Raw genomic sequence first — 16,977 nt, 5'->3', positions numbered from 1 at the left:
AGTATTATGATTACGAATTCATCCATGCATTATGGCCAGCGTCTGGATCTTTGTGGTGACTGGCAGTTTCGTCAGGCCAACGCCGCAACCTGGCTTCCTGCTCAGGTACCGGGCTGCAACTTTACCGATCTTCTGGCCAATGGGCTGATAGATGAGCCTTTCTACCGCGATAATGAAACCAAGTTGCAATGGATTGAGCAAGAAGACTGGCACTACCAGAAGCGCTTTAACCTAAGCGCCGATTGGTGGCAGTACCAGGATATTCAACTGGTTGCCGAAGGCCTGGACACCTTTTGTGACTTGTATTTAAACGGCCAGAAGCTGGCCGAAAGTCAGAATATGTTTATTGGACAGCACATTTTGTGCAAATCCTTGCTCAAAGAAGGTGAGAACCTGCTGGAGATACGTTTTCGCTCTCCCATCAAAGAAGTGCTACCGCAATATCAACAGGCCGGTTTTGCTTATCCTGCCGAGAACGATAAATCTGAGGACAAACTCAGTGTTTATTGTCGCAAAGCCCCTTGCCACTTCGGCTGGGATTGGGGCCCAAGATTTGTCACCAGCGGTATCTGGCGGCCTATTTATCTGCAGGGCATAACGGCTTGTCAGATCACCGATACGCATTTTGTTCAGCATCAGTTAGATGCCACACAAGCCCTTTTCAGTTTTGATATTTGCATGCAATCGGCACTGGCGGAGCAGGCCATATTGCAGGTGGAATGTGCGCAGGCACCGCAACTGAATAAACAAATCCCTGTACAATTGACTGTGGGCGAAAACATCCAGCGGCTGGATTTTGACTTAGCTTCACCACAGCTTTGGTGGCCCAATGGCTTAGGGGAAGCTTATCTTTATGATTTCAGTTTTAGCCTGCTGATTGGCAATCAAGCGCAGCACAGCAAACAGCAGCGCATTGGTTTTCGTACCCTCGAAGTGGTGAACGAAGATGACGCCATGGGTCAGTCTTTCTTTGTCCGCGTGAATGGCCAGCCAGTGTTTATGAAAGGCGCCAACTATATTCCCGGTGACAGCTTTGTACACCGTATGACACCAGAGCGCCATGCGCAGGATTTCAAGGCAGTGGTGGATGCCAATATGAATATGCTGCGGGTATGGGGCGGTGGTATTTATCAGGATGAGGTGTTCTACCAATTAGCTGATGAGCACGGCATTCTGATATGGCAGGACTTTATGTTTGCCTGCACTTTGTATCCGGCTGACGAGGCCTTCCTCGCCAATGTAAGAGAGGAAGCTGAATACAATATTAAGCGTCTGCGCAATCATCCCTGCCTGGCCTTATGGTGCGGAAATAATGAAGTAGATATGGGCATTAAGCATTGGCAGTGGCCGGAAAAATTTGGCTATAGCGATGCCCTGTATGCCCGTTTAAAAGACGATTACATTCGTTTGTTTGACCAGTGCCTGCCAGAGGCGGTGGCAAAGCTTGATGCCGGACGTTTTTATCTGCGCTCCTCCCCCATAGGCTTCTGGGAAGAAGATATGGATCATATGGGTAATCACCATTATTGGGGGGTTTGGCATGGTGAAGAGCCGTTTAGCGAGTACCAGAAACGCATACCGCGTTTTATGAGTGAATTTGGCTTCCAGTCTTTTCCGCTGGCCTCGTCCATGGCGAAGTTTATCGAACAGCAAGACTGGCATCTGGACTCGCAGGTTTTGAAGGTGCACCAGAAGCACCCTCGCGGCAACAGCCTTATCCGTAGCTATATGGATACAGAATATAGCGCGCCGGAAAATTTTGCCCGTTTGCTATTTTTAAGTCAGGTGCAGCAAGCCGAAGGACTGAAATTGGCCTTTGAAGCGCACCGGGCAGCGCAGCCATTTTGTATGGGTAGCCTTTACTGGCAGCTCAATGACACCTGGCCGGCCGCGTCCTGGTCCGGCATTGATTATTATGGTCGCTGGAAGGCCTTACACTATCAGGCTAAGCGCAGTTTCCGCACCGACTTGTTGGTAATCGATGAGGTACAGGAGAGCATCCGTATCAGATTGGTTAGTGATCGCTTGCATTCAATCAATGCCAAAGTAGGTTTGACCTTGCTGGACTTCAACGGCAATAAGCTGTGGCAACAGGAGCAGCTCATCAGTACACCAGCCAATGGCAGTGCTCAGGTGGCTATGCTACCTAGAATTGAGCTACTGGCTGCACATAACCCCAATAAAGTGGTACTGCAAGCTGTGCTGATTGATAGCCAGGGGCAGGAACTTACCGACAGCTTGTTTTACTTTGTACCCAGCAAGCAGCAAGCTCTCAGCGCGCCTAACCTTGAGGTGACAAGCCAGGTGGGTGAGCAAAGCCTGACCCTGACCTTGCAAAGCCCCACCCTGGTGCGCCAATGCCATGTGGAAATAGACGGCGCGGCAGGCAATTTTTCCGATAACTTCTTTGACTTGTTGCCCGGCCAAAGTAAGCGTATTCACCTGGCCTTGCCGGGGGCTAGCCAAACTGAGATTGAACAGCTGCTTGTAAGTGCTCGCTATCAGTCTTTATTCCAGGAGCAAAGCCAATGACCCTGGCTTGGTTAGACCTACTTATCATCGCTGCATACCTGCTCGGTACGCTGGGGCTTGGGATGTATATCTCCAAGCTGGCCAGCCGCGATATGAATGCCTACTTCCTGGCCGGTAAGCAGATCCCTTGGTGGGCACTGGGGGTATCAAACGCCTCGGGGATGTTCGATATTGCCGGCACTATGTGGTTGGTGTCCATGTGCTTTGTTTATGGTCTGAAGAGCGCCTGGTTGCCCTGGATCTGGCCCATCTTTAATCAGGTGTTTTTGATGGTCTACCTGTCGGTTTGGCTGCGACGCTCCAATGTCATGACCGGTGCCCAGTGGTTGCAAACCCGCTTTGGCAGTGGTCGTGGCGCCGAGTTATGCCAACTGGTGGTGGTAGTCTTTGCTATCGTCAGTGCCATCGGCTTTATTGCTTATGCCTTCAAGGGCATCGGCAAGTTTGCGGCGATATTCTTTCCCTGGCAGCTATCCCCCGATACCTACGCCTTGATTATCTTCGCCTTTACCACCTTGTATGTGATCAAAGGCGGCATGTACTCGGTGGTGTTCACCGAAGTCCTGCAGTTTGTGATTATGACCATTGCAGCGGTGGCGGTAGGTATCATAGCGATTAATTTGGTCAGCCCGGAGCAAATTGAAGCCGCGACCCCGGCGGGTTGGGACAATATCTGGTTTGGCTGGCAGTTGGATTTAAACTGGCAGGGGCTGATAGACAGTGTTAACGACAAGATTCAGTCCGACAGTCTGGAGCTTATCGGCCTGATGGTAATGATGATGCTGTTTAAGGGCGTGCTGTTCTCCATGGCAGGGCCTGTGCCTAACTATGATATGCAGCGGATCCTGGCGACCCGTTCTCCCAAGGAAGCAGCCAAAATGAGTGGCCTGGTGTCCCTGGTGATGTTCTTCCCCCGCTATATGATGGTGGCCGGTTTGACGGTACTGGCCTTGGTGTATATGGGCCCGGATATTCAGGCTCAGGGCGGTGCTTTCGATTTTGAGCAAATTCTGCCTTACGCCATCAGTAACTTTGTGCCGGTGGGACTGACCGGGCTGCTGATAGCCGGGCTGCTGGCGGCCTTTATGTCGACCTTGGCGGCGTCGCTGAATGCGGCTCCCGTGTACTTTGTTAACGATATCTACAAACGTTATTTTCGCCCTGACGCTGACAAGCAAACCTATGTCAGAGTGAGTTATTTGGTGTCTTTTGTACTGGTATTGGTGGGTGTCGGGCTTGGCCTGATGTTGTCCAGTATTAACGACATTATGCAGTGGATCTTTGGTGCGTTATTTGGCGGCTACGCCGCTGCCAATCTGCTTAAATGGCACTGGTGGCGCTTCAATGCTTACGGTTACTTCTGGGGCATGATGGCCGGTTTGCTGGCTTCACTGTGTTTGCCGCTGCTGATGCCGCACACCCACCCGCTGTTCGCTTTCCCTGTGCTGTTGCTAATAAGCCTGGCCGGTTCGGTGATAGGTACGCTTATGACCCCGGCAGAAGATGACAAGGTGCTCTGTGATTTCTACCGCCAGGTCAGACCCTGGGGTTGTTGGGGACCCATTCGGGCCAAAGTGCTGGCCCAGGATCCGAGTTTTGATCCCGATACCCACCCAGGCCGCGACATGGTCAATATTCTGGTCGGCATGGCCTGGCAAATCTGCCTGGTGGCTCTGCCTATTTACCTGGTTATCCAACAATGGACAGAAATGCTGGTGGCGTTGACGCTGGCTTTGCTGACCACCTGGTTCCTGAAGAAAAACTGGTTAGATAAGTTGAAAGATTAATGAAAACGAAAAGCTTGATTTACGGCCTTGCGGCCTTACCGCTGATGTCTTTGCTGGGATGCGCCTCCTCTACTTCACAGGTATCTGAAACTAAGGCTCTGCCTGTGCAGCAGGTGCTGGACTTTGTGGACCCTTTTATCGGTACCGGCGGTCATGGTCATACCTTCCCCGGTGCCTTAGTGCCTTTTGGCATGGTGCAACTGAGCCCGGATAACCCTTCTAAGGGCTGGGACTGGACATCGGGATACCATTACTCAGATAACATTCTGCTGGGTTTTTCTCATACCCACCTTTCCGGCACTGGTGTGGGAGACATGCTGGATGTGCTGGTGATGCCCTTTCGGGGAGACTATCAAGCCCGCGCCAAAGATGACAAAGGGCGTATATTTACAACCTACGGCCATGATAAGGAAAGCGCCAGTCCTGGTTACTACAGCTTGTATCTGCCCGAAGAGCAAGTTCAGGCCGAGCTGACCGCCAGCACTCGCACAGGAGTGCATCGCTACCGTTTTGATGGTCAGCAGGACGCCAAACTGTTGTTTGATCTGGGCTATGCGCAGAACTACGACAAGCCTGTTGTGACCTTTTTACGGGTTGAAGATAAGTACACACTTACCGGCTATCGCCTGTCTACAGGCTGGGCCAAAAATCAGCCTATCTATTTTGTGGCCAAATTTGATGCGCCCTTCAGCCACCAGTTGCTGAACGACTTACAAGCAGTGAAAGGCGATCAACTGCAGGCCGAAAAAGGCAAGATTGTGCTGAACTTTGGTAAACCGGCTAAGGCCATCGAAGCTAAGGTCGCGTTGTCCTACACCAGCATTGCTGGGGCTAAGGCCAACCTGGCGGCAGAAACCGCGCAACTGGGCTTTGAGCAGGTAAAACAGCAGGCTGCCCAGGCCTGGGCAAATCAGTTGGGTAAATTCCAGGTTGAGGATGCTGACAAGACTAACAAAACCAAGTTTTACACTGCCCTTTACCATGCCTTTGTGGCCCCGCAGGTCTTCCATGACGTGGACGGCGCTTTCTTTGGCGCAGATGGCGCGGTGCATAAAGACAAGCACTATGGACGCTATTCGTTGTTTTCGTTGTGGGATACCTTCCGCGCTTTACATCCGCTGCTGACTCTCAGCAATCCGGAGAAAGTGGACGATATGGTGAAATCCATGCTGGGTTTTTATGACGAGACAGGTTTGCTACCTACCTGGGATCTGATGTCCAACGAAACCGACGTGATGATTGGCTACCACGCGGTACCTGTGATCGTGGATGCCTATTTAAAGGGCCTGACCAGTGCCGACCCTGAACACATCATGGCGGCCATTAAGGCCTCGGCTATGCAGGACAGATTCGGTATCGATCTGTATCGTCAGTACGGCTACATCCCATCCGAGCTGGAAGTCGAAGCGGTGTCTAAAACCTTAGAATATGCCTTTGATGACTGGGCCATTGCGCAGATGGCCAAGGCATTGGATAAGCAAGATGACTATCAGCTGTTCAGCCAGCGTGCACAAAGTTATCGTACCCTGTTTGATGCCAGCACCGGCTTTATGCGTGGCAAGGATAAACAAGGTCAATGGGTAAGCCCCTTTAACCCTACTTATGTTGAGCACCGTAATACCGATTACACCGAAGCTAACGCCTGGCAGTACAGCTTCTTTGTCCCCCATGATGTACCCGGTATGATTGAACTCTTTGGTGGTGAAAGCCCTTTTGTGGCTAAGCTGGATGAGCTGTTCTCCACCAGTTCCGAGATGCAGGGTGATGTATCTCCTGATATTTCCGGACTGATCGGTCAGTATGCCCATGGTAACGAGCCGGTTCACCATGTGGCCTATCTGTATGCCTTTACCGCAGATAAGCACAAAGGCGAAGCACGTATTAAAGAGATCCGTGACACTATGTATCTGGCGCAGCCCGATGGCTTGGCCGGCAATGACGACCTAGGACAAATGTCGGCTTGGTATGTGTTCAGCGCTATGGGCTTCTATCCGCTAAATCCGGTCGGTGGTGAATACGTGCTAGGCACCCCACAGTTTGAGCAAGCTACCCTGAGCCTAGCCAATGGTCATCAGCTAAGCGTCAAGAAAGAAGGTGAGGGAAGCGTACAATCGGTCTGGTTAAACGGCGAAAAGCTGGTAAGTCCTATCCTGACTCACCAGCAGATCTTACAAGGCGGTGAACTGCGCTTTGTGATGGCACCCCGTTCTTGATTTAGTTTGCGGCAGGCTTGGCCTCTTCCTGCTTGCCGCTTTTCCACGACGTTAAGGCTTTGTATTGTTCCTTGCTGATGGGGTAAATGCTGTCTATTGGGCAGCGTACATGGAATTTACCTGGCACATACACAGCGTCAAATTTAGCATCCAACTGTGAACTTATGCTTTGGTCGGTGGCCAATGCCTGGGCAAAGTCTAAATCCGGACAGCGTCCTTTTAGTTTCAATAAATAGGATCTTGCAGGACTGGTACGTAGGACTAAATGCTGTTCACCCAAGGGATACCAGCTATCCAGTTTAAAGGTGGTAATTCGCTTAATGCTTTCAAGCTGCTGACTTTTTACAAAGTCATTTACCATAGTTTGCCATTCTTCTTCACTTGGATGGTAAGTGGCGCAACCTGCCAATAAGGCTAAAGCCAGTACGCTTGCAATCAGCTTAGACATCTTTGCTCCTTTGCCGGACGGTTGTGATGCTTTTAAAGCCTACTGCCTGACAGGGGCTTTTTCCAGCCGTTCTAAAAACCTTTAGGCTATGCCGTCCATCATTGGTATCGTTAGCGCCTCATCAGTCCATTCGTCTTTCGCCAAGAGAAACTTTCTTGTCCAGCTATCACACCGGTTTTGTGCTTACTCGTAGCAACCTGGATTCCGCTAATGGAACCCTGCTTGAACTCTGGTTGGCTACCGAACAAGGGCCGGTGCGGCTGTTAACCGAGCCGCAAAAATCAGTGTTTTTCATTGCTCAGGATGATGCAGGTAACGCTGAAAACTTGCTTCATAGGGCAGGAGTTCGTTTTGGGTTGAAAGCATTGCCACTAAAGACTTTTGCCCAGCAAGCTGTCTGTGCCCTGTATTTTTCCTCGCAGTCGGCGGCTTTTCAGGCCAAAGATATATTGAAAGGCGCCGGGCTGACTTGCTATGAAGATGATATCCGCCTGGCCGACCGCTATCTAATGGAGCGGTTTTCCTACGGTAGTCTGGCTTTTACCGGCACAACTCATCAGCGCCAAGGCTATCTGGAAGTGTTGGATGCCAAAGTGCGGGCTGCTGAACCGCCTGTGCAATTTCGTTTGCTGTCTTTGGACATAGAGTGCAGTGAAAAAGGTGAGCTTTATTCCATAGGGCTGGCCGCCGATGACTATCAAAAAGTCATTATGATAGGTGCGGTACAAGAAGGCCCTGACTGGATTGAATGGGTAGCAGATGAAACTGCACTGCTCAGGGCTTTGGAGGCTGCTGTAGCTGATTACGACCCAGACTTGTTTATTGGTTGGGCGGTGGTGAATTTTGATTTCAAACTGCTGCTGCTGCGCGCTGAACTGAAAGGCATTAAGCTCAAGCTGGGCCGCGGTGGAGGTTTTGCCACCTGGCGCGATGGCCGTGAAGCCAATCAGGGCTTTGTCAGTATGGCTGGGCGGGTGGCGCTCGATGGTATTGATGCGCTGAAAACCGCTACCTATCAGTTTGACAGTTTCAGTCTTGAATTCGTGGCCCAGCAACTCCTGGGCAAAGGTAAAGATACCGAGGATGTCGCTAACCGACTGGCCACCATCAAGCATGATTTTCTGCATAACAAGGTCAAGCTCGCTAAGTACAACCTGCAAGACTGCAAGTTGGTGCTGGAGATCTTCGCTCATACCCGACTGATAGACTTCTTAAAACTACGCAGCCAGTTAACCGGCCTGGAACTGGACCGCAGTGGTGGCTCGGTGGCGGCTTTTACCAATGTGTATTTACCCAAGTTGCACCGGGCTGGCTATATTGCCCCCAACCTGCCCGTGGGCGGCGGTTTGGCCAGCCCCGGCGGTTATGTTATGGACTCAAGACCTGGCTTGTACCGTCAGGTCTTGGTGCTGGATTTTAAGAGCCTGTATCCCTCTATTATCCGCACTTTTAAGATAGATCCTCTCGGCTTAATTGAAGGTTTACTTGCTCCGGACAAAGCCATCCCTGGCTTTCGCGGTGCGCAATTTTCCCGGGATAGGCACTTTTTACCTGACATTATCGCCGGGCTGTGGCAGCAGCGTGACGAAGCAAAAAAGCAAAAAGATGCCGCTCGTTCTCAGGCTATCAAGATACTGATGAACTCTTTTTATGGCGTGCTTGGCTCGGGGGGCTGCCGTTTTTACGATACCCGCCTGGCCAGCTCCATCACCTTGCGTGGCCACGAAATTATGCAAACCACCGCCCAGTGGATAGAGGCAGAAGGTTATCAGGTGATTTACGGTGATACCGACTCGACTTTTGTCTGGCTGGGGGATGAGGTGGCAGATGAGACGGCCACCAAGATTGGTCAGCATCTGGAGAGCATGATTAATCAGCGCTGGCAGAAAAAGTTGCAGGATGAGTTGCAACTGGACTGCTATCTGGAAATTGAATTTGAGACCCACTACAAACGCTTTTTGATGCCCACCATTCGCGGTTCTGAACTGGGCAGTAAAAAACGCTATGCCGGGCTTAAAGCCAGTGCTGAAGGTGAAGTTTTGGTGTTTAAAGGTCTGGAGTCAGTGCGCTCAGACTGGACGCCGCTGGCCAGACAATTTCAAAACGAGCTCTATCGCAGAGTATTCGCCGGGCAAGATGTGGCCGGTTATATTCGTGGCATTATCGATGATACTCGTAGGGGCAAGTTGGATAACCAACTGAGTTATCGTAAACGCCTGAGAAGGCCGCTGGCTCGTTATGTGAAGAATGTCCCCCCGCATGCCAGAGCGGCCAGGTTAGCGGATGAGCAAAATTATGCGCAAGGTAAGGCGTTGCAATACCAACACAAGGGCTGGGTTTCCTATGTGATTACCCTGGATGGCCCACAGCCTGTGGAATACCAACATAGCGCTATTGATTACGATCACTATGTGGAAAAGCAGCTTAGACCGGTAGCTGAAGGGATCCTACCGTTTGTCGACCTAAGCTTTGATGAGCTGGCCAGTAACCAGATGGGATTATTTTGAGCGCGTACTGATTCGGCTGGATCGTCTTCCTTTCGTGTTTTCTGTGTTCTTCAGATAAACAGCCCCCTAGTACAACCTGTTGTTTCCCAGTGGCACCTCCAATCGATTCCCTCCAGGTTTCGCCGGTTGACCGATCATTTCATCATAGGCGCTTTCATGGCGCAGGCGCATCTGGCCAACCTTGCTACCGTCAAACAACTTCTGCAGGCTAAGGATATTGGGGGCCCGAATGGCCCGACCGGATTCATCGACCACCAAGTGTTCCTGATGGTTAATGGTCACATAAAGCTGAAAAACTGATAAATCCAGGGATTGAATGATCACCTTTTCAATATGCTTGGTTTTAGTTAGCTCAGTCAGTTTAATGGTCATATGCGCTTGTCTGAATCTTTAACACTCACTAGTTATACGGACAAATGGGCATCGGGTTCATATTCGTGTTACCAGTTCCCGCCAGAGATCAAGATAATGCTGGGCTGCCGGTGTGGCTTTGGCAAAATCCGTGGCTGGCGCACGGTTTACTCCCATACGCTCAATATGTGAAGAGAATGGAATGTAGGTGCTCAGCAGCATGTCAGCATGCTGCTCCCCCAGACGTTGCATAGTATCAAGGTGCAACTTTTTACTTACCTGGACCATGGAGAAGAAGGCCAGAATCTTGCTTTTTTCCAGCTTATGCTGAGTGAAAAAGTCCAACAACTGTTCTAAGGTGCGCTCTGATAAGGTACTGGGGATGACGGGTACTATCACTTTGTCGGCACAGCTAAATACCGATTCGGATAACATGGAAATGGTCGGTGGGCAATCCAGCAGCACAATGTCATAGTCTTTCTTTACGCTTTTCAGAGTTTTCTTTAATGCCCCATGGCCTTTGGCCAAGCGTGACAGGAAAATATCGAAATCACGAAAATCCATATTGGCGGGCAGTACATCGAGGTTTTCATAATCACTCCCCTTTATGGCTTTCAGCAGTTTGTCGTGATCGGTGAAGAAGCTATCCTCGGTGAGCTTTTTGGCCGGTTTGAGGCGAAAGTAAAATGCCGAGGCACCTTGCGGGTCTAAATCACAAAGCAGTACTTTTTGCCCGGATTGCGCCATTAAATGCGCCAGATTAACGGCGCTGGCTGTTTTCCCCACCCCGCCTTTGTTGCTGTAACAAGCAATGATTTTCATAGATTGCTCCCTTAGGCGTGAGTTGGCTTACATAGTGGCCAGTAACTTAGATTGATGGATGGGGTCACGCAGCTTAGCTACATGCTGTTGTATCTTTAGTTTGTATTGCTGTTTTTGTGCCTGGTAGTGTAGCAGCAGTAAGTTCAGTGCGTGGTGGTAGTCAACGGATGCGCGTTTGTCTGCCTGGGCTTCTTCCAACCAAGCTTGCAAAGCGAGTTGCTGAACACAGGCATCATTGAACTGACCGAAGTCCTGAGTTAACCGCTTTAACCAAGATATCAGTTTCAACAATGGCTTAGCGGTTATCGTTGGCTGAAAAAACTCAGCCAGATAACGGGCCTTTTTCAGCGCAATACGCAACTGATGTAAATCATTATCGGGTGATTGCTCATCTAGCCGGTTTGCCAGGGTAAAAATTTTGCCTAACTGCTTGAACAGCCGCTTATGGCCGTACCGGTAAGCATGCTTATGCCCTTTCGGGCCTATGGTTAGTCGTGAAGTTTCCTCTAGCAGAGCTTGCCTCTGCCGTTGATAGCGGGAGGATTCAAGTAATCTCTTCACACTGCGCAGGGCGCTTTTGCGCTTATCGTGTAACCGGCGCTGCAATTCATCTGCTTGGCTTTGCAGGTGATCGGGCAGTATCAATTTGTAGTTGCTTAAGTCTTGCAGGTGCACGTCTAGATCACGTAGTGCATTGGTTTGTTGCATCCATTCTGCCAATTTTTGTGCAAAGCGCCGCTGCTCAGTTTCAATAAATATCCCCTTACATAGCGACAGCAGTGAACGTGCTTTGCGCATATTCACCCGGTATTGATGTAAATACTCGTTGTCAACATCCAAAATAATGCCTTGTTCATTACTACAGGCACCACTGAGCAAAGCTTTTAACCAGCTTCTGGCCTGTACGGCCATTTCTGGGTTGCCAGGGATTTGGCTAAGTTCTGGATTCTTTGCAACTAATGGGTTTGTTGCGAACAAGGCGGCAAAATCAAGGGCTTGACCGGGACATTCTCGTTCCAGCAGTTGTTGCCAGGCTTTCAGCAATTTTTCACTTTTTCGAAATCCCCGATAAGACCGGCAGAAACAGAAGCTAAGCGCGGCCTGGTCGTCTAATTTGATACTCAGCCAGTGAATTATCCCGCAAGTTTTTTGCATTTTGTTTAGCAGCCGCCACTGCTGGTAATGGCCTTCGCCATAAGCAAAAACCTGCAAAGGCCGCAGGCTGGGCAGGGTGGATAACCAGGTCGGCACGTCCATAAGGTTTCTACAAAGCATTTCTGAAGCCAGAGGGAAAACTAACTGATGCGCATGCGTGCACTTAAGCTGGTGAAGGTCGGTCTGGCTGAGGCTTATCAATTCCTGTTCAATTTGCAGTAATAGCTTGTCTTGTCTGGCGATTTGACAATCCGCGTTATCTATCAACCTTATTGGTCCTGAAAGCGACTCGGTCTGACAAAGTGTTAGGTCTCTGCTGGCCGCCTGGGTTCTCAGCCATGACCAATACTGAGGGATGTTTGACTCCCCAGAGCAATGCCACGAACCGGCCATACTGCAGGTCCCCTTTTTGATGGTTTTTTACGCTATGCCTACCACTCTATCGTGGGAACAAGTCTTGGTCAAAGTAACTATCTAAGGGAAATTTGCGTGTCTTTTCTTTAGCCGCATAGGTTAGGTAACTGCTGATTAGTTATGCAAAATATGCTAACTTGTCAGCCACTTAACAGGACAGGAAGGGTGGTGTCCAAACACCAATAGGGTATGTCAGCCAGCTCCTGTTTTCTTGTGTTGTTTATTATGTCGGATAGGTATTAATGAAAAGCCTGTGGCCAGGATGGCGCCGTATCCTGAATGTTTCTTCCAGTGCGTCCCTTGCCGGTGCGAATCTGACTCTATCCTTGTTGTTGTTGTGGTTTGCCGATGCTGCCGAGTTTGGCAGTTTTGCCATGCTGCAGGTCAGCACCGGGCTTGCTTATGGCATAAGTAATGCCTTGTTGGGTTCCCCCTTATTATTGTTTCTCAAAGAAAAACAGCCTGATGAGAGCCAACTGCGAGGCTTTTTTTCTGCCAGCTTGCTGTTAGCAGCCTTGCTGTCTGCCGGGCAAGTGTTGATCACATTGGGGCTGGCTGCCGCTGCACCTGTGATGTTGTGGGCATCCATGTTGGTTTTCTGCGGCACACTACGCTGGTTTGGTCGCAACTATGCGCTGAGCGTGAAACCTGCTCTGGCGGTATCTAGTGATTTGACTACCTCGGTACTGATGCTGATGGGTGCGCTGCTGCTGTGGGCTATTGAGTGGATAACCTTGGAAGGTATGTTGCTGGTATGTGCCATTGCCCAATGTGGTGGGCTGCTAGCGCTAGGCCGAACGCATGCGTCATTATTCATGACGGCGCTGTTTAGGCGTGACTGGCACGCCGTTAAGCATGGTGTAAATCAGCAAGGAAAGGCGGCCCTGACTGGGGCGTTAAGCGTGGAGGCCACCACCAACGGACACAGTTATCTGATTAGTTTGCTGGCGGGGCCAGCGGCTTTTGCACCTATTGCTGCGGCCGCGCTGTTGTTTCGACCTTGCTTTGTGGTGCAGGGGGCCTTGGCTTCGTTTGAGCGTCCTCGCTTGGTGCAGTTACTGGCAGCGCAAGATAGAAGTGGGGTGCGTCTGGCTGCACGGCAAATGATGGCCTGGTCTGCCTTGCTGTGGGCGGGCAATGCCTTGCTGGTTACTGCCTTGTTGATCTGGCCTTCGCACGGTTTGTGGGAAGCCAAAGATAACAGCATGATGCTTTATCTTTGTTTGTTGTGGGGGGGCATTGTATTGCTGCGTAGTGTTCGACTGACTCCCTCATTGTTTGCTCAGGCAAATGATCAATTCGGCCTGTTAGCGAAAGCCTGTGTTACCTCCGCACTGGTGACCTTGCCACTGCTGTTAACGCTGATTTTGACTGTCGATGTAAACGCCAGTTTATATGGCCTTATAGTTGGGGAAGTGATCATCTTAGCTTGGCTGTATCCCACATATCGTCGTCTGCTTAATGCCCAGGCTACTGAGGTGCAATCTCTATGCTGAGATATGTAGCCATGCTCTGTTGTTACAATCGCAAGGAAAAAACCCTGGCTTGTTTGGCTTCGCTGTCAGCGCAGCAGTTACCAACTGATGTCAGCCTGGATATTTTTCTGCTCGATGATGGCAGTAGTGACGGCACATCGGCGGCTGTGAAGGAGCAATTCCCTCAGGTGAAATGCTATCAGGGCCAGGGTGATATGTACTGGAATGGGGCGATGGCCTGTTTGTGGCAGCACGCTTTGCCGCAATCCTATGATGCGTATATCTGGCTAAACGATGATGTGCAGTTACAGCCTGATGCCCTGACGAGGCTGCACTATTGGCAATCATCGATATCTGGCAAATTAGGTGCGCTGGTGGGCAGCATGCATGAACCAGACAGCACGGCCATTAGCTATGGTGGCAGACGCAGCAGGTATGCATGGCACCCGTTAGGGTTTGGCAAGCTGCTCTCTCCAGATGAATATCCCATTGAATGTGACTTTATCAATGGCAACTTGTGCTTTGTCACGAAAGAAGCTGTGGATGCAGTCGGCATACTGGATAAAACCTATACCCATGCCCTCGGCGATTTTGATTATGGTTTAAGGCTGAAACAGGCAGGGTTCAGGCTATACGTAGCGCCGGGTTTTTACGGGCAATGTGCTTCAAATACTAAGCTAAATTCGGTATTTGACGCCTCGTTACCCATGTCGACCAGACTGGCGCTATTGAATAACCCAGCCAGATTCGTGCCTGTTGGCGAGTGGATGCATTTTGTTCGGCGACACGGCGGTTTGGTTTGGCCTTTGCTATGGGGCAAGGCGCTGATGCGCAAGTTGGCTCCGCGCTTATGGTTGTGGTTGCGGGGGCGAAAGCCCGCTGACTTAGATGCTGACAGTGGGGCAAACACCAAATGAAGCGGGTACTGATCATTCAGGATGTACTCAAGCAGTATCGTCTGGCTTTGTTTGATTCATTGCACGACGCGTTGCGATTACAGAACATTGAACTGACGGTTGCGTTTTCACTGCCGGATAACAAAGAACGCAGTAAGCAGGACAATATACTCACTTCACCTAACGCTTTTTATCAAAGGGTGCCGGTATTGAGAATGGGTAAGCTAACCTGGCAAAGAGTTGGCGGACTTAGCAATTACGATCTGGTCATTGTAGAGCAGGCTAACCGACATTTGCTTACCTATGCGCTTATGATTAGCAGGCGCCTGATCGGACAGCCGAAGCTTGCATGGTGGGGGCATGGGCATAATCATCAGAGCCGTCACACTGGCTGGCGGGAGAAATTCAAAGCTGCCATGTTGACTCAGGCCGACTGGTTTTTTGCTTACACCGACAAGGTTGCAAGTTCGGTAGAAGCATCGGGCATGCCGGCTTCACGCATAAGCTCGGTAAACAATAGTATTGATACGCAGAAATTTGCCGAGCAAGTAAAAAACTATCGGCTGGCAGGGGCGCAACAAGCTGACACTGTGCTTTTTTGTGGCGCTTTGTATCAGGATAAACGTCTGGATCTGTTATTGGATGCTGCTGAGCATCTTTACAAACGTGGCGTAATTTCGCGTCTGATTGTGCTAGGCGCTGGCCCGCTCGAAACCCTTTTAAAACCCAGCCCTTGGCTGGATTATCGGGGAGCCTGCTTTGGTGAGGATAAAGCCAGGGCATATGCTGAAGCCTCACTAGTGCTAAACCCAGGGTTAACCGGGCTGGCGATTCTTGATGCCTTCGCCGCAGGTTTGCCTTATGTTACCTGTGATTTGCCTTACCATAGCCCTGAAATCGCTTACCTTTATCCTAATGTGAACGGCCTGATAGTCTCACCATCAGCAACGCTGCTGGCTGATGCCGTAACCAACTTGCTGGAAAACCCTGAGACTTATCAGCATTGTGCAAGAGGTGCATTGGAAAGTGCCGAGCGCTTTGGAATATCAGCTATGGTTGAGCGCTTTAGTCAGGGCATATGCGATTGCCTGCTGGAAGGAGCCATGAAGTGAAAGTGATCCAGGCTCATTGCTTCTATAGTAAACGTGGCGGTGAAGACGTGGTGGTCGAACGTGAAGCGTCGCTATTGCAGCAGTCGGGCGTTTCTCTGCTTCCCTGGTATCTGAATAACCCTGCACATCCAACGACCAGGCAAAAGCTGAGGCTGGTGTTGGGGACAATTTGGCAGTCTGATGTCAGGCAACAGTTGGCTGCATTTCCGGTATCTGCAGGCGATATATTACATGTGCACAATTTTTTCCCGCTGTTGTCTCCTTCTATCTTCTATTACGCCAAACGTCAGGGGCTGAAAACAGTATTCACACTGCATAATTTCCGCTGTCTTACGCCATCGGCCATGTTGACTGAAGGTTTGGTGGAATATTCGGCTCGCCACACTTTGCAGCAATGCTGGCAAGGTGCATATCAGGGCAGCAAACTTGCCAGTCTGGCTATCGGGGGCATGATTGAGATGCATCGCTGGTGCAAGACCTGGCTAAAACAGGTGGATGCCTTTATCTGCCCCTCTGAATTTGTTCGACAGCAATATATAGAAGCGGGATTTGCCGCCGATAAATTGCGGGTTATCCCGCACTTTTGTCCAGACCCTGTGTTGGATAATCAGCCAACCGATCAAGTTGAACGCACATTTGCTCTTTTTGTCGGGCGAAATACACCAGAAAAAGGGCTGAATATGCTTCTTGAAGCCTGGCAACAGGTTAATTTTCCGCTGGTCATTGCGGGTGCCGATAAACCGCTGATTGGTGACGTTCCGCAAAACGTTCGTTTTGTTGGAAAAGTGGATGCATCCGCACTCAGCAAGCTATATGCCGAGGCCAAACTGTTGATTGTACCTTCGCAAGTGGCCGAAACTTTTGGCAATGTGGTTATGGAAGCCTTTTCCCATGCCACGCCGGTATTGGTCAGTGCCAAAGGCGCGTTGAAAGAGCTGGTGCAGTCAGGAGTGAACGGCGAATGGATAGCTTTGGAAAGTGTTTCGGCTCTTGCCAACCAAATTAAACAGCTGTTGCTTGAACCTGAACGTCTGCGCCATCTTGGCCATAGGGGCAGGATACACTATGAACAACACTATACCCCAGGGGCGCATGCTGAGCAGCTTATTGGCCTCTATAAGGAATTACATCAAGGTCAGGGAAGCACAGATTGAAGTCTTATATCGTTTCAACTGACGTGGCAGTGACGAGTTGCCAACAAGCACTAGATAGCATTCTGTTGATGTGTCAGACCGGCCAAAAAGGCTATGTTTGCCTGGCCAATG

At 50.3% G+C, this 16,977-nt stretch carries 12 protein-coding genes; 8 read left to right on the top strand and 4 right to left on the bottom strand.

What is annotated here, in order from left to right:
• Positions 1–6: 6 nt before the first annotated feature.
• From J0A65_RS10285 to J0A65_RS10275, 3 genes are read left to right on the top strand one after another with little or no spacing between them, the layout of a single operon-like run.
• Positions 7–2,532 (top strand): beta-mannosidase, encoded by a 2,526-nt coding sequence (locus tag J0A65_RS10285; RefSeq protein ID WP_206594092.1) that lies wholly within the window; start codon positions 7–9, stop codon positions 2,530–2,532.
• Entirely contained in the window at positions 2,529–4,319 is a 1,791-nt protein-coding gene (locus tag J0A65_RS10280) for a sodium:solute symporter family protein (protein ID WP_206594091.1), read from the top strand. The genes J0A65_RS10285 and J0A65_RS10280 overlap by 4 nt, the downstream gene beginning before the upstream one ends.
• Entirely contained in the window at positions 4,319–6,532 is a 2,214-nt protein-coding gene (locus tag J0A65_RS10275) for a GH92 family glycosyl hydrolase (RefSeq protein WP_206594090.1), read from the top strand. The genes J0A65_RS10280 and J0A65_RS10275 overlap by 1 nt, the downstream gene beginning before the upstream one ends.
• Before the next feature lies 1 nt (position 6,533).
• Here J0A65_RS10275 and J0A65_RS10270 read toward each other — a convergent pair whose 3' ends face one another.
• Entirely contained in the window at positions 6,534–6,980 is a 447-nt protein-coding gene (locus J0A65_RS10270) for a DUF6491 family protein (protein WP_206594089.1), read from the bottom strand.
• Between the two features lie 155 nt (positions 6,981–7,135).
• Here J0A65_RS10270 and J0A65_RS10265 point away from each other — a divergent pair, with 155 nt between their 5' ends.
• Positions 7,136–9,487: a DNA polymerase II gene (locus tag J0A65_RS10265; protein ID WP_206594088.1), complete on the top strand. Its 2,352-nt coding sequence runs from the start codon at positions 7,136–7,138 to the stop codon at positions 9,485–9,487.
• Between the two features lie 66 nt (positions 9,488–9,553).
• Here J0A65_RS10265 and J0A65_RS10260 read toward each other — a convergent pair whose 3' ends face one another.
• The 3 genes from J0A65_RS10260 to J0A65_RS10250 are packed head-to-tail and all read right to left on the bottom strand — an operon-like array spanning position 9,554 to position 12,082.
• Complete coding sequence (locus J0A65_RS10260) at positions 9,554–9,859, bottom strand: DUF6482 family protein (protein ID WP_206594087.1); 306 nt, start codon at positions 9,857–9,859, stop codon at positions 9,554–9,556.
• 57 nt (positions 9,860–9,916) lie between these two features.
• Positions 9,917–10,660, bottom strand: coding sequence for a ParA family protein (locus J0A65_RS10255; protein ID WP_206594086.1), 744 nt, complete (start codon positions 10,658–10,660; stop codon positions 9,917–9,919).
• A 27-nt stretch (positions 10,661–10,687) separates the two neighbouring features.
• A complete protein-coding gene (locus tag J0A65_RS10250) occupies positions 10,688–12,082 on the bottom strand; it encodes a CHAD domain-containing protein (RefSeq protein WP_206594085.1) in 1,395 nt (464 codons plus the stop codon).
• Positions 12,083–12,471: 389 nt separating this feature from the next.
• Here J0A65_RS10250 and J0A65_RS10245 point away from each other — a divergent pair, with 389 nt between their 5' ends.
• Genes J0A65_RS10245 through J0A65_RS10230 form a run of 4 tightly spaced genes read left to right on the top strand, consistent with a single transcriptional unit; the run spans position 12,472 to position 16,866 of the window.
• The gene (locus J0A65_RS10245) at positions 12,472–13,725 is read left to right on the top strand and encodes a hypothetical protein (protein ID WP_206594084.1); all 1,254 of its coding nucleotides are present in this window, start codon (positions 12,472–12,474) and stop codon (positions 13,723–13,725) included.
• Positions 13,719–14,621: a glycosyltransferase family 2 protein gene (locus J0A65_RS10240; protein ID WP_206594083.1), complete on the top strand. Its 903-nt coding sequence runs from the start codon at positions 13,719–13,721 to the stop codon at positions 14,619–14,621. The genes J0A65_RS10245 and J0A65_RS10240 overlap by 7 nt, the downstream gene beginning before the upstream one ends.
• A complete protein-coding gene (locus J0A65_RS10235; RefSeq protein ID WP_206594082.1) occupies positions 14,618–15,712 on the top strand; it encodes a glycosyltransferase family 4 protein in 1,095 nt (364 codons plus the stop codon). Before J0A65_RS10240 ends, J0A65_RS10235 begins: the two co-directional genes overlap by 4 nt.
• Positions 15,709–16,866 (top strand): glycosyltransferase family 4 protein, encoded by a 1,158-nt coding sequence (locus J0A65_RS10230; protein ID WP_206594081.1) that lies wholly within the window; start codon positions 15,709–15,711, stop codon positions 16,864–16,866. Before J0A65_RS10235 ends, J0A65_RS10230 begins: the two co-directional genes overlap by 4 nt.
• Positions 16,867–16,977 lie beyond the last annotated feature (111 nt).

This window comes from Bowmanella yangjiangensis (assembly GCF_017255015.1).
In the GTDB taxonomy this organism is placed as follows: Bacteria; Pseudomonadota; Gammaproteobacteria; order Enterobacterales; family Alteromonadaceae; genus Bowmanella; species Bowmanella yangjiangensis.
The sequence above is the reverse complement of the archived record's forward strand: the minus strand, read 5'-3'. Positions and strand labels throughout refer to the sequence as shown.

What these genes read in the sequence shown, in the direction of transcription:
- J0A65_RS10280 (WP_206594091.1), top strand. Translation starts at nt 2,529, where the DNA reads ATGACCCTGGCTTGGTTAGACCTACTTATCATCGCTGCATACCTGCTC.
- J0A65_RS10235 (WP_206594082.1), top strand. Translation starts at nt 14,618, where the DNA reads ATGAAGCGGGTACTGATCATTCAGGATGTACTCAAGCAGTATCGTCTG.
- J0A65_RS10285 (WP_206594092.1), top strand. Translation starts at nt 7, where the DNA reads ATGATTACGAATTCATCCATGCATTATGGCCAGCGTCTGGATCTTTGT.
- J0A65_RS10255 (WP_206594086.1), bottom strand. Translation starts at nt 10,660, where the DNA reads ATGAAAATCATTGCTTGTTACAGCAACAAAGGCGGGGTGGGGAAAACA.
- J0A65_RS10245 (WP_206594084.1), top strand. Translation starts at nt 12,472, where the DNA reads ATGAAAAGCCTGTGGCCAGGATGGCGCCGTATCCTGAATGTTTCTTCC.
- J0A65_RS10240 (WP_206594083.1), top strand. Translation starts at nt 13,719, where the DNA reads ATGCTGAGATATGTAGCCATGCTCTGTTGTTACAATCGCAAGGAAAAA.
- J0A65_RS10275 (WP_206594090.1), top strand. Translation starts at nt 4,319, where the DNA reads ATGAAAACGAAAAGCTTGATTTACGGCCTTGCGGCCTTACCGCTGATG.
- J0A65_RS10270 (WP_206594089.1), bottom strand. Translation starts at nt 6,980, where the DNA reads ATGTCTAAGCTGATTGCAAGCGTACTGGCTTTAGCCTTATTGGCAGGT.
- J0A65_RS10260 (WP_206594087.1), bottom strand. Translation starts at nt 9,859, where the DNA reads ATGACCATTAAACTGACTGAGCTAACTAAAACCAAGCATATTGAAAAG.